Genomic DNA, 16,131 nt, shown 5'->3' with positions numbered 1-16,131 from the left:
AGATTTGGGGACCCGGACCCATCAAGCGCGGGGACCGCAGGAGACGCCGCACTGTGGGGCGGATCGAGTGCGGGGATGGGGACGGCGGCGATCCCGCTTGGGCCCATCATGCCGGACACTCAGTCCGGCCAATTTGTTCCAGACCGTCTGCGCGTGCTTGTCAATTTTGGGCGCACGCGCAGACAACCCTTGAGTGAAACCACGCGCCATAACGAAGCGTGAACGTCGCCTAACGGGTGTTATGTTAACCGCCCATAGGTTGAAAGCTGTGGCCGAAGTGGGCATCGGTCGTGTATCATATTTCAGACAAAAATGCTGGCCATCAACCTGGGGGGAATCCCAATCGCAAACTTTGAAAAAGAATATGCTTTTGCAAGCGACATGAACGCCCAGTTTCGACTTATCAAGGATGCATTCGGCAGTGGCGAAGAGCAAAAATTCGAACAAGCGCTTCGTACAGTTCTTGATGCAAGAGACAGTCTTCGTCGTGGCATTCTCGACATGTTAAGAGACGTTGATTGATTTCAACCCGCTGCATACCATCAAGCGGACGGTGAGCGCTTTAGGGCACCTAGCGCTTGATCCCGAATGTAGATGCTGCCAATCCCCCCGCTTGGCATGGCCAGCTTCTCAACCCCTAAGTTCTTCAGCTTTGCGATGATGGTCGGTGGTTTCAGGTCAAAAAGCGCGCCGAGTTCTTTTGCAGGAACATAGTCATCCAAGAACTGGTCGAGCCTAGCTTGCGTAACGACGGAAGCGACCTTTCTGGTTCTTGGGTTCCTCGATTTTGAAGCCTCAATGTAACCCTCTTCGATCAGAAACTTGATGCTTGGATCGTTGACACCCAAAAGTGCCTTGAGATCTGCTTTGGTGAACCCCTCGATGCCAACGCCATCAAGCAGTGAGGCAAGTTCCTGAATATCAACACGAAGCGAAAGATAACCGGTGACACCACTTACTTTCCCTAAAGATCCGCACTTATTGTCGATGATCAGCTGAATGACCTCCGCCGCCCCGCAAACCAGCTTTCGACATGCAGTCGGTATATCGACCATCTCCTGTGAAAAATGTTCAACGGGGACCGCATTGCGCATCATGTCGGAAAGCAACTTGCCCGCAGCCTTTGACGAATAATGGGGAGTGATGTCCCCTAGCCCAGCGATCGGCGTAACGAGCCCGGCTTCACATACCGCATCAAACTGCGCCCGAGGGATGTTAAGCAGCTGGCTGGTCGCCAATCTTGTCAGGCCATCATTCAGATCGTTCATCAATCCTTTTGATTTCGTCGCAGAGAACGTTCCAGGTTCTTTGACTGCACCGGTTCGTGGATCCAATGTCAGAAACCCATGCTCCACCAATGCCGCGCGGACGCGCTGACCAGACATTTTACACTCCGATTGGAACGAACTGAAACTGTGTACGCGACGGGTCTGAACCTCTTCGCCAAAAACCGTTTCTCCAGCACCAATTGGGAAACTGTTGACGATGTAGTGCCGGATTGCATTTTTAATGGGCCGGTATTCTGGCTGGCGCGCCGACCGGCTGAGCCAATGATAAAGCGGTCCAAGATGGCCTTGCGCTTTTTCGAGCAAGCCCGGTGTCGGCAAGCCTTCTCTGAGCGCCTGATAGATCCTCTTGTGTCCCATCTTTGCAATCTGAAAACCCACATGCCCAGCTATGTTGCGTTGGATGTTGGTGAGGCTTTGTACTTTGCAGGCAGAACCAAACTCGAACAATACGCCAAGCAACTCACAAAACTGGGTCACTGCGTTTAGCTCAATTCCGTCAAGCCAGCCACTCGTCGCATTTCCCAGCACTCGTGCTTCGATGTAGCGTCCAAGCTCAGAAGGCACGATCGGCTTAAGGGATGCAGCGCTATCTTGGATATCAAATCGGTTGCGTAGGATGCGGTTTGTAAAGTCGTGCTGAAACCCCCAGTCACGCTCTGGTGCCAAGTCAACAAGAGGAACATTGTGCTTCCCGCAGTCACGCAGAAACGCCATATGCCAATAGGCTTTTCCAACGGGCCCACCGTCTTCACCAAAACCCTCTAGATCCTCAAGAATGCAATGGGGGCAAAATCTGATTTTGGTGCGCAAAATCCATCGCGTTTCAACGAGTTGACCGGCGACGCGATATTGCTTGTTTTGTTGCCTGCACACAGCAAAGCGCCGCATTTCTTCTCGGTCGACGCCCCCGAGGGCTGCAAGTTGTGACAAGGGATGTAGGCCGCCGTTCGCCAAACCACCCAAGTCAATTCCAAAGTTCGCACAAAAGTCAGTCAAGCGTTGGCCATTTAGGTAGGCAATTCTAGCGCCGTAAGATGTTGGAGCCTCGCCCAAGCGCAGATCCGTTCGAATGGGTAACGGCCCCATCATGAACCAGTCTTCTTCCAACGAGCTAGCGCGCGTTGCAACGCAATACGTGTTAAACTGTTCTCATCTTCTTTTGTTTGCTCCCGAACACCAATGTCGCGGTAGTCGGGGGCCAAGAACGGATTTAGACCATCTAAGCAGTTAAAGTTTCGGCGGGCGTACTGAGCAAAGTGATTTCGTGTAAGAACCTTATCACCCGAGCGCAAACATGGCCGAATTGATTCTACAACGAATTTGAATGCCAAACCCGGCTTGTGTTGCGCCGCATGGAACAGACGCAAACCGAAATCTTCACCTCTAAGATCATCCGAAACAGTCAGACCAGCCTTTGCTGCAAGGTACTTTACGATCCGAGGGATGTTTTCCCCGTCCTGGGCCCAGGATAGCTTAGGGATCTCAATGATTTCTTTCCTGCGGTTCACCTCGCCATTCAAGGCGACCAGCTCTGTGAGTTCTGGCGTTCCGGCCAACAACAAGTTTACAGGCCATTTGATACTGTTGAGAAGCGATTTGAGCGTACTGAGCGCGGTTAAAATTTCGCGCCCTTGATGATTGAAGATCAGATCATGCGTTTCATCAATAATGAGAAACTTGACCCGACGCTGCCGAAACTGAGTTTCAATCTGATCCCAGATGTCAAACTGGTTGCTTCCCTTCGTGTAAGGGTGTTCCAGTTCCCCAAGTATCTGCTTTCCAATGTTGAGTACCGTGGTCGTTGAAGGAGCGCGCACACGAACGACATCCAAGTAACGATCTTTTTTGTCGGACCTGATTTCGGGAACGAACTTTGCTAGTCGTTTTGTCATTTGGGTTTTGCCGCTGCCCGGTGGGCCTGTCAGAATAATCGCTGTGCACTCGGAATCATTCCCTTCCTTGAGGTCTGCAACACGCTGGTAGTGTAAATCTAAGAACTGTTCCCGAAGCTGAAGATAGGTCGGTGTTTCAACGAAAACCGTCTTCAATTTGGCAATTGTATCCGCTGTCTCTTGAATGGTTTTGGGGTCACGTTCAGTCATCTGCAATTCCCCATCCCTTGCTGGGTTTTGGTGGCATTGAGACTTCTTCGGGACTCTTTTCGGATTTCTCGGGGGAAGTTAAGTCTTCGACAGGCGGACCAATCGGCTCAATGACATCAGACAAAAACCCTGTATCCTCGGGAACTGATGGCGTGTCCTTGTCTCCTCTTTGAATGCTGAACCCATAGAACAGAGATTTTTTGTCGTACTCGAGTTCGTCGGCAGAAGTTTCCTCCATGCCGAATCCAGCACGTCGCCTTCCAAAGTCATCCATATCCCGTATTTTACGAATGCCACGTCGGACAACCGGTAGACTTAGTTCGGATTCAGCACGATTACTTTGAACAAGTTCTTTGAATTCACGCTTCCAGTCTTCATATGAGATGTTCTCAAAACCAGGTGTGGCGCAAATTGCGAGGTAAGGCTTCTTTTCGTACCAAACCGTTACATGGCCCAAATCAGCAGGATCGATGCGTATCTCAACTTCGGCATCCGCGACATCTAGCGAGATTTGTTTGAGTTTGTCACAATAATAGTCAAGCCCCGCGAACCGCACTTGGCCACCCGAGACTTTGCACTTTGTTGGAATTCCGACGGCAGCAGTACGCGTCAGATGTGGCACTTCGGCAGGGTACCCAAACTCCTCACACAATTTTTTCCAAGTATTTGCTGGGGTAGCGCCATTGAGACCAGAATGCGGAGAATTATGATAAACGTCAGCGATGAAAATCGCCATTGCAGCGGTTAGTTCATCATCCGTGAGAACGGCTTCACTCTTCGGATCCGCATTGCCTTTCTCAACGACGTTGGAGTGAGTTCTTGCAGAAAGAAGTGGCATGAATCCAGTTGTGAAAGTGTTAAAGATGCGTTCGACATATGGCCGGTTATCTGGCAGACCGCCGACCTCGGTTCGAAGATTGCTCCCCAGGTCCTCAACCGCTCGCCGAAATCGAGCAGCAACGAACGGCGGGCCGTTGTCGCAGACGATCAATCCGGGCCGTCCATAAAAATCCCATTTACTTTCTGCGCCGTATGATTGAGCGAATTCTGTTTTGTCCCGCAGGATTTGGTCCAACACGGCTATTGAATTGGAAGAGTGTGGTTTGGCCGAAACTTTTACGCCAACGACGACGCGCGTCGCACAATCAACTGCAAGTGTAACAATTCTTCTTGTTCGCGGCACTCTTGCAAGTTGCTTCTTTGTGAAAACATTGGCCAAATTTGTTCTGATTGCCAACGAGAATACATCTCCTTCCCAATCGTCGCCTTCTACTCGCTGGAGAGGATAAAGAACGTCAAAGCCATCTTCACGAAGTCTGAATTCCAGATTTGCGACGTCTCGCCCGTAGGCTTTAACCGACTTGTGGTAAGGTGATATCTTCTCGACGTACTTGGGAATGGTCCAATAGCTTGGAACGACCAGCGGACTTTCGCCTTCTACTACTCGGCGGTCATTCTCATGGGCGAACTCGTCAAGTACCAATTTAGCGACCTTAAACGGCTTTGCCCGCTTAGTGTTTAGGTGCTTCATGATCATCTGATTCATGAATTGGTAGGTTTCTGGCGGAAATCTTAGCGTCCGATTGCCGCAGTTCTCGGTCAGTGGACGTAGAGCCTTAGCCGAACCTTCGTTGCTGCGGTACGCTTTCAGCAAATCTCGAAACCTACGAGGGCCAGGTATCTCAAAATTCCATGGATTTGGATTGGCTGTGCAATCCTTATCTCGGGCTTCCGGCTTACGCGCACCGCCGCGTTTTTTGCGTCCATCGGGAATCTTGTCACGCATCTCTAACAATGCGTGCTTTTCAATTTGTTGTAGCGTTTCCTTTATTGCTGGGTCAGTGATCTTTGTGCGCCCTGCATCATATTCCACCATGAACAAGCGGCAGAGCGATTGATACCATAGCCCCGTTTCTCCAGAATACTCACTCGCTGTCAGCAGCAAAGCGTCGCGCCCGGAGGCGCGAAGTTCTTCTCGTTCTGGTGCGAAATGGTCTGGTATCAAATTCCAGTCAGCCGACTGCATGAACTTCGCGATTTCAGCATATGTCAAAAACACTTTCACATTTGCGAGGTCCAAACGGATGAACTCGCCACCGAGATCATTTTTGCGATGCAACCTGTATTCAATCCCTTTGAAGACATAGAGATCAAGCATCCGGAGAAAAATCTTGCGAGCGGTCATGAGCAAGCCAACCGAACTTGGCTAGCTGAGCAAATACGCCCTGGAGAAACTAGTTGTAGCATGCCTCCAAATAACTGTCGGACGACGGCTCGGAACATCGCTCCACCGTGCCCACTTAAGGCCACGATGCTTGCTATTGTCATGGTACCAATGAGATCTCCTGAAATTGACAACAGACACTGGTCAGCTTCGGGATCCTGATCCTTCGAAAAATCGACGAACATTGCAGCGTTAAAAATCTGCACGCGTGTAAAGGAGCGGTCTGTGACCAAACACACTCTGTCTGCAAAAGATGGCGGCATTTGCCCCGCAATAACAGACAGAATTTCTCGGAAGTCCGAATTGACGACTCGGTCAAATGGCTTGACTGCTACCGCTGTTTTCATACCGTCGCGGTGTTCCAACAGCACATCAAACGTATGGTGACGTTTCTTACCCCGCTTATCGATGAAAGAGATGCGTTCTGGTTGCGGAATGACCGACACAATGTCTGGACTCGCCAATGCCAACTGCGACGTAAAGAACTCCGTTCCGCTCTCTGACACCAACCTACGAAGATGATCATCGCTTGGTATATATGCCGTATGATAAACTCGGGCGCTCTTCTTGGACCTAGCCGGGGGCATTCTTGATGCCAAACATTCCAGAGGTGGCTGATAGATGGGTTCTTGGCTTGTGTATTGCTCGATGGATGACTGCATTTTGTTGCTGCCCTTTCGCTATAGTTGAGCGCATCGCGACCCAACGCTGGCCGCGAAGCACTTGACTTTTTTTGCTAAAAGAAGGAACAAAGACTCAGCTTAGAGGGACTCGTTCCTTCAAAAATGGGGGAGACCTAGCGTTCCAGCGCTAGGTTTTCTTCGTTTTCGGGAACTACATTTCCTTAACCTCCTGATATCTTTCTGGGAAGAGCGCCTCTGGGGTCGTCTCCAAGATTGCTGCCAAGTGGGATTGAATCTTGTGACTTCGCCTAAATCCTTGCGACACAAGAGTGACCGATGTTGGCGAGATTTTCAAAAATTCTGCCGCCTTCGCCAATGAGCTGCCTCGCTTGCGTAAGGAGCATTTCAGATTTTCATGTCGCTCTAGGTCTGGTGTCAGCATTGGATCCAAATTAGCTAATAATTTGGACTAACTTTAAGGAATAGCGACCTTAATGTCAAAACTATTATATTGCAATATCAATGACTTAATACATAGTTAATAATAGATTCGATATTTAACTTAGGAGCGCTCGAGAGAGCCACCTGATCGCCGTTTTGTTCCGCACGCCAACCGGGGTGGGAAGCGGTCGTTCGACGCAATTGCATGAGTACCCTTGCTCATCCAAAGCACCACGCGCAAGAAGAAAGGCTGCGACCAAAATCAGACGCCTATGCCTCGGGCGTTGCGCCTCAAGGTCGGTGCGTGGCCAATCAACGACAATGCGATTTCCACAGTCCCCATTGAGTCCGTAAGTGAAATAGCCACACTCATTAAGACAGGGAGAACATCTGGCGGTCGAGCATGGATACACAACCGCAGGAGAAGTATATATACAGACACTAACGCAGCAATTTCTGCGAAAGGAACTCCGATATTATGAAACTTACACGCATAGAAATCTTCAATTTTCGCAAATTGCGGCGCGCCCGTCTGGACATGTCGGATAAGCAGACTCTGCTCGTCGGGGCAAACAACAGCGGCAAAACATCAGCCATGAAGGCGTTGCGTAAATTCCTCAAGGATCGCGGCGGAATCGACACGCGTGATTTGACAGCCTCTAACTGGCCCGCGATCGAACAGATCGCGAGCGCATGGACAAAGGAGGCCGAAGCGGATCTCACCCCACTCCTGGCACAGCTTCCGTTCCTCGATGTATGGCTCCATGCTGATAACTCAGAGCTGCACCACGTCGCGCATCTGATTCCAACACTTACCTGGACTGGCGGTCTGCTGGGCGTGCGCCTGCGCATGGAGCCCAAAAAGAAGGCGGACATCAAGGCGCAGTACCTGGCAGCGCGAGAGGCCGCGCAGACACTACAACCCGGCGGTGCAACAGCTAACGGATTCGCGCTTTGGCCACGCGACTTTCGGGAATTTCTGGACAGGCGCCTGAAAGACCTGTTCGAGCTTAACGCCCATCTTTTGGACCCCGCGAGCATTACCAAGACGGGGCCGGTGGAGCCGCATCCTTTGCCGCCCTTGTCGGAAGGGATCGGTGCGAACCCATTTTCTGGTCTCATCCACATTCGTGAGATCAACGCTCAACGCGGTTTCGCAGATGCGGGAGACGGTAAGGGCGACGACGATGAGCCAACGAACGCAAACAGCCGTAAGATCGCCAGCCAGATACAGCCCTATTTCCGAAAACACATTGACCCCGAAACGAACCCCACGTCGAACGACGTGAAAGCGCTCAAGGCGATCCATGATGCCGAAATCACATTCAATGACCGCCTCAAGGATGGCTTCGCCGATGCTATCAAGGAACTGGAAAAACTTGGCTACCCCGGCGGACTAAACAATCCGAAACTCTCCATTGCCACGCAGATCAAACCCGTTGACGGGCTCAATCACCCGGCGGCCGTGCAATACGACATCTCTGGCAACACATCCGGGGTGAAACTGCCTGAAAGCTACAACGGCTTGGGCTTTCAGAACCTGATCTCCATGGTTTTTCAGCTCATGCGTTTCCGGGATGATTGGATGCAGGTAGGCAAATACAAATCAAAGATGGTGACCCAGGACGATAGGGGCATGGAGCCCCTACAACTGGTGTTGATCGAGGAGCCGGAGGCGCATCTGCACGTTCAGGTGCAACAAGTCTTTATGGCCCGGGCGTACAAGGTGCTGCGCGACCATGAGGATCTGGAGAAGGAGGACTCGGCTTTTACTACACAGCTGGTAGTGAGCACCCATTCAGGCCACATCGCGCACGCCGCCGCATTTGAGGAGCTGCGCTATTTCAAGCGAGAGTTACCTAGTGCCGGAGTTGTGCCCACAGCCAGTGTGGCGAATATGACGGGGCTATTTGGTACAGACAAAGAAACCGGACGCTTCGTAAAGCGGTATCTTCAGAGCACACATTTTGATCTGTTCTTCGCTGACGCCATTGTCGTGATCGAAGGCACCGCAGAGCGGATACTACTGCCGCATCTGATCCAGAATCATTACCCTGACCTAGCTGCGGCCTATCTGTCCTTTCTGGAGCTGGGGGGCAGCCACGCGCATCGGATGCGGCCACTGATCGAGGCGCTCGAATTACCGACGCTGATTATCACCGATCTCGACGCAGTAGCGGAGGTCGACAAGGACGGTAAAGCTGTCAAACAATCGGCCCAGCCTTGCTACGGGGCCGCTCAGACCACCGCAAACCACGTGCTAAAGACTTGGATCCCCGGGCTGACAGAGATCGACACGCTTTTGGCCCCGCCCGCCAATGCCCTGTGTCATACGGCCTCAGACCACCCCATCGCGGTCAGCTACCAGATCCCGCAAAGCCTGACGCTAGGCACGGTGTCCGAGAAAGTCACACCCAGCACCTTCGAGGATGCTCTTGCACTGGCCAACCCGAAAGCCGTGGAAACCGCCGCAACAGCCGAGCTCGCCTGCCGCATGACCCGCGCCTTTGCCAAGTCCATTGCCGCCGAACCAACGCCGGTGGGCCTCGCAAAGGCGCTCTTTGATCGGTTGGAAAAATACCCGGAGAAAGCCGCCTTCGCGCTAGACCTCCTTTATATCGAGGACATCAAATCGCTGCGCACGCCGCCCTATATCGACACCGGCCTGACCTGGCTCGCAGGCCAATTGAAGGGCATGACATGACGGAAGTGACCGACGCCAATCGCGACGCCAGCGCCGACGAGACGATCCGCGGATGCCTGTCCCTCATCGCACCTCGCAGCTTCTTTCTCTTTGCTGGGGCGGGATCGGGCAAGACGCGCTCTCTCAAGGAAGCGCTGGAAGGGTTGGACACACAGACCCTGACCACCTTGCGCAAACACAGCCGCAAGATCGCCGTGATCACCTATACCAATGCCGCCGCCGATGAGATCACGCGCCGCGTCAAGGCCGATCCGGTGTTTCAGGTACAGACAATCCACAGCTTCGCTTGGTCGCTCATCGAGGGGCGCACGACGGATATTCGGGGCTGGCTGAAGAGCAACCTGCAGACAGAAATTTCCGAGATCCAGGCAGCCCATGCGAAGGGCCGTGCGGGCACCGACGCCCATGATAAACGCGAGAAGAAGATGGCCTCCAAGACAAAGCGGCTGGAGCGCCTAACTGAAATCCGTGCCTTCACCTATGCGCCCGAGGGGGACAATTTCGGCCGCGATGCGCTGCAACATACCGAAGTCATTGCGCTTGCCGCGCATTTCCTGACCGAAAGCGAGACGTTTCAGAACATCGTTCTGGCGCGCTACCCGTTCATCCTAATCGATGAGAGCCAGGACACGATGAAACCATTGATGGAGGCGCTCTTGACCTTCGAGGCGCGCCATCGCGGTCGCATCGTCCTAGGGCTGCTCGGGGACACGATGCAGCGCATTTATACTGATGGTTTGCGCGATCTTGACCAGCGAGTGGGAGATTTTGCGCAACCGGCCAAACAGATGAACCACCGCAGCCGCAAGCGGATCGTAGATATGGCGAATTCGATTCGGCGCGACGATGATGGCCGCCAGCAGCGGGCGCGCGAAGATAAACCGGGTGGCACCGTGCGTGTTTTTCTTGCGCCAAGTGCCGGCACGGATCGCAGAGCCTTTGAAGCCTCCGCTTGTGCGGACATGGCACGCATCACCGGAGACCCCGCCTGGCAGAACCCGGAGGCAATCAAGACACTTACGATCGAGCGTCACATGGCCGCCGCGCGTCTTGGTTTTAGTGAACTGTTTGAGCCATTGAGCAAACCCGACAAGCTCAAGGATGGGTTTCGCGCTGGTACATTGCCCGCAATGCGGCTTTTCACCCATCGTGTGTTGCCATTGGTGACTGCGCAAAGGGCCGGCGATATCTTTGCGGCGATGGCGGTGCTGCGCGACAGCTCGCCACTGGTCGATAAGAAAGCCATCCGTGGGGCGCGCGGGGACCAGGCAACTGGCCTAACGGCAGCGAGCGCAGGCGTTACAGCGCTGATGACACTTTTTGCAGACGACCGTGATCCGAGTTGTGCCGAAGTTTTGGCGATTGTGGCCGAGCACCAGTTGTTTCCGATCCCCGACCAACTGCGCCCGTGTTTGCCGGAAAATGGTCCCGTAGCTGACGATATGGCCGATTTCATTGCCGAGCTTGGTTCCGTATTCGACGGGCTAGACTTGACCGCTCCAGAAAATACTTCACCCCCCAAAACCAACATCACAGAAGCCTGGACCCAGGCGCTTGCGGCCCCGTTTTCTCAGGTGGAGCGCTACCTTGCCTATGTCGAAGATCGCAGCCCTTATGGCACTCACCAAGGGGTAAAGGGGCTCGAATTTCCCAGGGTGATGGTGATCGCCGATGACGAACACACACGCTTCAAGGGTCTTGCTTCATACGAGACCTTTTTTGAAGTGAAGAGCTTGTCCCCTGCCTCTCAAAAGAAGGCAGCTCAGGGCGAAGAAACCACAATCGAACGCACCCGCCGTTTGCTTTACGTTACCTCCACCCGTGCGGAAGAGAGCCTAGCGCTTGTGCTCTATTCCGAGGCTCCTAACACGATCCGCGACTTTTTGATTTCAAAAGGATGGGTTTCCGAGGACGAGGTCGTGACGGCTGGCCCTGCAGGGACCTAGAGGACGGTTAGATGCCTGTTTCCGCGGCAGAGCAAAATCTGGGTCGTCAGAACGGCACTACCCTAGACGCAAATTTGATCATAAAGCTTTTCTCTAAAGACTCAAGAAATTCAGCCAGATCAATATGGTAGAAGAGATGGCTGCACGATAGTATAGTTTTCGGAGTTACATTACTCTCATTGATTGCAACCGGAATTACTTCAAATATCATGAACATCGATTTCAAGGCCATCAGAACCATAGACGGGAAAGCCTCGACCGGATTCGAGGAACTCGTGTGCCAACTCGCAGCTTTGGAGCCAGTTCCGGGCGGCGCGCGATTTCATCGAAAGGGTACAGGAAAAGACGGTGGCCTTGAGTGTTTCACGCGCTTTTCCGACGGAACAGAATGCGGTTGGCAGGCCAAATACTCTTGGCGGTTCGATAACAATTTGGAGCGTAGCTTGAACAGTTCAGTCAAGAGCGCTCTCAAAAAGCACCCTAATCTAACCAAGATCTGTGTTTGCCTCCCCTTTGACCGGTCGGATCCCTTTTCCTCCAATGAGACACAGCTGGAGGCGTTCGAGAGGTGGCGAAACAATGAAGTCGCGGAAGCAGCCAAGCAGGACCGACAACTCGAAATCGATCTCTGGGACGCTTCCGCGCTTAAGACGAAGTTGACCAACCCAAGTGGCCATCATGCAGGTCGCATCCGTTACTGGTTCGAGAGTCAATTCCTCTCGCCTGTTTGGTTTCAGGATCAGTTCGAGCGTAGCAAAGCTGCTCTTGGCCATCGCTATACTCACGAAACCAGCGTGGAAATTCCCATCCGCCGCGCGCTCCTTGGAGCCACTCGGAACCCTGAGCTATTAACCTCATTGCGCAATCATCGCAGCGAGCTTCGAGAAGCCTGCAACGAGTTTCAGACTACTTTCGTGCTCTCACGCGAAGACGCCGATACGATGTCTGCGCTCGGCGCATTATTGGATGATGTTGACGAACTTCCTCATCAAACTTGGCCGGTCGACCACTGGCGCAATGTGCTGGATCAAGGGTTAGATATTATAGAGCGAAAATACCACGATGAGATCCGTGAAGCATACTCTACAAGCAGTGATGAGAAAAAAACAAAGAAGAACCAGACGCATGACGCGCGTCGCGCGCTCGAAAAACTGGAGCGGGTCTCTGCGACGCTGCAGGCTAGAGCTTGGGAAATGGCCGTCATTCCTCATATGCTTATCACCGGCGAAGCTGGCAGCGGAAAGTCCCACCTTCTCGCCGATGCGTGCAGCCATCAGCTGAACAAGAAACGACCCGCGGTGTTGTTGCTCGGTGGCCAGTTGACCGATGCGGAAATCTGGCCCCAGATTTCGAGCCAATTGGGACTTCCACTTGATTACACGCGAGACCAATTGCTTGGGGCGCTCGACGCCGCTGGCGAAGCTGCTGGTGTCAGGGCCATGCTTTGTATCGACGCGATTAACGAGCGCAAGGGAGGCGAGATCTGGCCGAGCCGTTTAGCCGCCTTTCTCAAAGACGCAGAAGCATATCCCAACGTGGTCATAGTTCTTTCCTGCCGGTCGACCTATCTGGCACAGATTGTGCCGTCGCATTTGGACGATACCAAACTGCCGCGACTCGAACACTCTGGGTTCTCGATGCGCGATGCACGCAAATTTCTTTCTCTGCGTAATATCCTGCTGCTGGATCAACCATTTCTACCGAACGAACTCCGCAACCCGCTGTTTTTGAAAGTCTGCTGCGACGCTTTGGATCGCCAAGGCAAGAAGGGCTTTCCCAAGGGAATGCAAGGCGTAACAGAAATTTTTAAGATGTACCGAGGCGCGCTCTGCGATTCAGTGGAAGCTCACTTAAAACTTGCTCCGCGCCGGAGATACCCTGTCAAAGCGATCGAAATCCTTGCCAAGGAGATCGCTACAACTACCGATCCTCTCATTGAGTATGATCGAGCAGCAGAACTTCTTGCACCCATCTGCGGCAACAATCCCAGCCTCGATAGCGATCTGCTCGAAGCGCTCTGCGACGAAGGCCTTCTCGCAATAGAGCCGATCCGCGAGAATGGCGAAGATAGTGAATATGTCCGCTTTAGCTTTGAGCGGTTCGGCGACCATGTGGCCGCGCAAGCCATCCTTGACGCGACACTGATCAACGAGACCTTGCCATCGCCGCTTTTGCACGACATTGCGCTTTTCAAAGCATGCTCACGCCAAGGTGCTCCACAGGGCGTCCTCGACGCTCTCGCAATTCAATTGCCGGAACGGACTGGCGTGGAACTTCCGGACGCGGTCAAAGACGCAGACCGCTGGTTGATGTCTTGTATCTCTCGAGAAAACATTACTTTGCGCCGGCGCGAGAGTGTAACGGAGCGCAGCTTTGAATTGCTGGAAGAGTGGGTTGACCCCGATGAGATTTGGAACGCTCGAATCCAACTCGCGCTCGGGACAGACGGGCCTTTTGGACTGAATGCATTACATCAAGACCTTCTGCGCTTGCCGATGCCTGAGAGGGATGCCGAATGGTCTTGCTATGCTGGCGAGTCTGCGGACGACGGACGAGAAGGTGAGGAGGAACTCGATACTCCACTGCACGACCTTATGGATTGGGCAATGGACGCAAAATCTGGTTCATTGGATGACGAAGCTGCTACAAACGCTGCGGTCCTTCTAACTTGGTGTCTTTCCACAACTTATCGACGCACAAGGGATCGCGCCACCAAAGCCCTGGTTGCTCTGCTTATCGCGTCTCCCCAATGTGGTCAGGAGTTGCTTCGTCGCTTCGATAAGATCGATGACCCCTACATTGGTGAAAGACTTGCCGCCGCAATCTATGGTGCAGCCTTGCAATCTGCATGGACCGATACCGAACTGGCCACAATCGCCCAGGTGACCGCGAACCGCCACTTTGTGGAGAACAATCCGCCCGTAGACTTGCTATGGCGCGATCATCTCGTCGGACTTATCGAATACTCTAGGCATCGTTGCTGCGCACTTGACGTTCCAAAGGATACGCAGCTCCAGCCTCCGTTCGACAGTCCATGGCCTCTTGAATTTGCTCCAGACATGGAGCGTGGCAAGGATCCCCGCAACTCCGAAACATCGTGGGACATAATCAGCTCGACGGACCTGCACGGTGATTTTGCAAGTTACGTAATCAAGTATGCTGTCCAAAACTGGGCAGCCGGCGAAGAGGGTTCCGCCCTTCCAACAACAGAGGATCTTTACCAAACATGGCGATCCGAGTTCGAAACGTCCTGCACCGAAAAGGAACGAGCACTTGTCGATGAGCTAATCGTGCTCCGATCGTCATCACACGATTGGTGCTACCCTGGGACGGAGCAGGGTATACTCCACAAAGAGATGGAACAAAAACTCCGCAAGCTCCTCGGCGATCAACGGTACGAGGCCTATCGCGTCCGGGCAGGGCATTGGGCAATGGACCGCTCGGATAGCTGGACAACAGACCGTGCGGCACACTTCGATCTGGGTTGGGCGCAGCGCTGGATCTGCCGCAGAGCTCATGACTTAGGCTGGAAAGCGAAATTGCATGCGGGCTTTGACCGCAACTGCAGCGGCGATAGAATGAACCACACGAAGGAACGGATCGGCAAAAAATATCAGTGGATCGCGTTAAGGGAGTTGATGGCGCGTATTTCGGACCATTGCGGAGCCGTTGAACGGGACCGGCCACAGCACTTGCGGGAAACCGTTCGACGCCTGCGCGATATGGATCCGAGTCACCTAATGACGAAGAGTCACGATTGGGGCTGGGCGAAGTTTGATGAACCCACCTTCTGGATGCCCAAAGCTCCCCTTCTATCACCACGATCGGTAGAGGAAGCTTGGGAATGGCTTGATAGCGAACGAGACTTTTTGGATGGCGAGGAATTTCTCGACTTCCAAGTCGATGAACAAGGCCTGAAATGGACGCCGCTACGAGATTTTCAGAGCTTCAGCGGCGTTGGGGCTTCCGGAGAAGCAGCGCACATTAGAACGAAGACATGGCGACGGTCGACGTGCTTCTTAGTTCGGAACAACGATCTTGCAGGCGCACTCCAGCACCTGGACGGCCAAATGCTGACAACCGATCATGACCTCGGCTTCACAAACGAAGCATCTTCAGAGGATTTTCTTGGCGAGTTAGGATGGCGCACGGACACAGGCGAGGACTGGATAACTGAGTGGGCTCGAAAATGGATTGATAAGCCTACGCCAGCTTGGACGATGGCCCCAGTGGAGGGCCTTTGTCCGACGATGGAGTTCTTACAGGAAGCAAGTGGCTACAACCATAGCCTGAAGCAGAATTTGCGCGTTATATTGCCTTGCTCGTGGCTGATGAGAAACTTGAATATGTCGCTCAAGGATGGGCGCGATTTGATCTACACCGACACGAATGGTAGCGAGATATTCAAGGATCCTTCGGCTTCAAAGAATGGACCAAGTACCGCTCTCGTCAACAGAGACGCTTTTGTGCGTCTTTTGTCAGACAGGGAGTTCGCACCGATATGGGTCATCGGCGGAGGAAAGGAACTGTACTCCGACAAAAATGATGCATTCGGTCAAAGATGGTTCACCAGCACTTGGACCCTTGAGGACGGTACGTTTCGAAAATGCTCTCTTGAGACCGAGGAAGATCGTCGACGGGAAGGGGAAGGTTCTGGCTGAGCATCAAAAGACCGGCATTCAATCCGTGCGAACAAGGCATTTCTGCGAATTATATGGGTTCGAGCAGCGCAAGAATTCAACGGTGCGGCGAATGACCGGATTGGTGAAGCTGCGGCGCAGCGAGTGACGGCGTCGCCTAGG

The 16,131-nt window shown here is 53.2% G+C and carries 9 protein-coding genes; 4 read left to right on the top strand and 5 right to left on the bottom strand.

Translation table 11 applies throughout. From position 1 onward, the window contains the following. Positions 1-312: 312 nt before the first annotated feature. The gene (locus KMP13_RS10475; RefSeq protein WP_215265796.1) at positions 313-522 is read left to right on the top strand and encodes a hypothetical protein; all 210 of its coding nucleotides are present in this window, start codon (positions 313-315) and stop codon (positions 520-522) included. A gap of 20 nt (positions 523-542) precedes the next feature. Here the strand turns inward: KMP13_RS10475 and KMP13_RS10470 are convergent, their stop codons facing one another. The 5 genes from KMP13_RS10470 to KMP13_RS10450 all read right to left on the bottom strand — a co-directional run bounded on the left by KMP13_RS10470 (position 543) and on the right by KMP13_RS10450 (position 6,680). Continuing rightward, positions 543-2,396, bottom strand: a complete 1,854-nt coding sequence (locus KMP13_RS10470; RefSeq protein ID WP_215265795.1) for a TniQ family protein — start codon at positions 2,394-2,396, stop codon at positions 543-545. Next, positions 2,375-3,391: an ATP-binding protein gene (locus KMP13_RS10465; protein WP_215265794.1), complete on the bottom strand. Its 1,017-nt coding sequence runs from the start codon at positions 3,389-3,391 to the stop codon at positions 2,375-2,377. The genes KMP13_RS10470 and KMP13_RS10465 overlap by 22 nt, the downstream gene beginning before the upstream one ends. Further along, positions 3,384-5,576: a Mu transposase C-terminal domain-containing protein gene (locus KMP13_RS10460; protein WP_215265793.1), complete on the bottom strand. Its 2,193-nt coding sequence runs from the start codon at positions 5,574-5,576 to the stop codon at positions 3,384-3,386. Before KMP13_RS10460 ends, KMP13_RS10465 begins: the two co-directional genes overlap by 8 nt. Then, entirely contained in the window at positions 5,573-6,277 is a 705-nt protein-coding gene (locus KMP13_RS10455) for a TnsA endonuclease N-terminal domain-containing protein (RefSeq protein ID WP_215265792.1), read from the bottom strand. Before KMP13_RS10455 ends, KMP13_RS10460 begins: the two co-directional genes overlap by 4 nt. Before the next feature lie 172 nt (positions 6,278-6,449). Then, the gene (locus tag KMP13_RS10450; RefSeq protein WP_215265791.1) at positions 6,450-6,680 is read right to left on the bottom strand and encodes a helix-turn-helix domain-containing protein; all 231 of its coding nucleotides are present in this window, start codon (positions 6,678-6,680) and stop codon (positions 6,450-6,452) included. Between the two features lie 477 nt (positions 6,681-7,157). Between KMP13_RS10450 and KMP13_RS10445 the strand changes: the two genes are divergently transcribed. From KMP13_RS10445 to KMP13_RS10435, 3 genes are all read left to right on the top strand, one after another. Next, a complete protein-coding gene (locus tag KMP13_RS10445) occupies positions 7,158-9,383 on the top strand; it encodes an ATP-dependent nuclease (protein ID WP_215265790.1) in 2,226 nt (741 codons plus the stop codon). Continuing rightward, positions 9,380-11,329, top strand: coding sequence for a UvrD-helicase domain-containing protein (locus KMP13_RS10440; protein ID WP_215265789.1), 1,950 nt, complete (start codon positions 9,380-9,382; stop codon positions 11,327-11,329). The genes KMP13_RS10445 and KMP13_RS10440 overlap by 4 nt, the downstream gene beginning before the upstream one ends. Positions 11,330-11,538: 209 nt before the next feature. Beyond that, entirely contained in the window at positions 11,539-15,990 is a 4,452-nt protein-coding gene (locus tag KMP13_RS10435; RefSeq protein ID WP_215265788.1) for an ATP-binding protein, read from the top strand. The last annotated feature ends 141 nt before the right edge of the window (positions 15,991-16,131 follow it).

It is taken from the genome of Epibacterium ulvae (assembly GCF_018678075.1).
Lineage (GTDB): Bacteria > Pseudomonadota > Alphaproteobacteria > Rhodobacterales > Rhodobacteraceae > Epibacterium > Epibacterium ulvae_A.
Note: the sequence above shows the minus strand (reverse complement) of the source record. Positions and strands in the feature narration are given on the sequence as shown.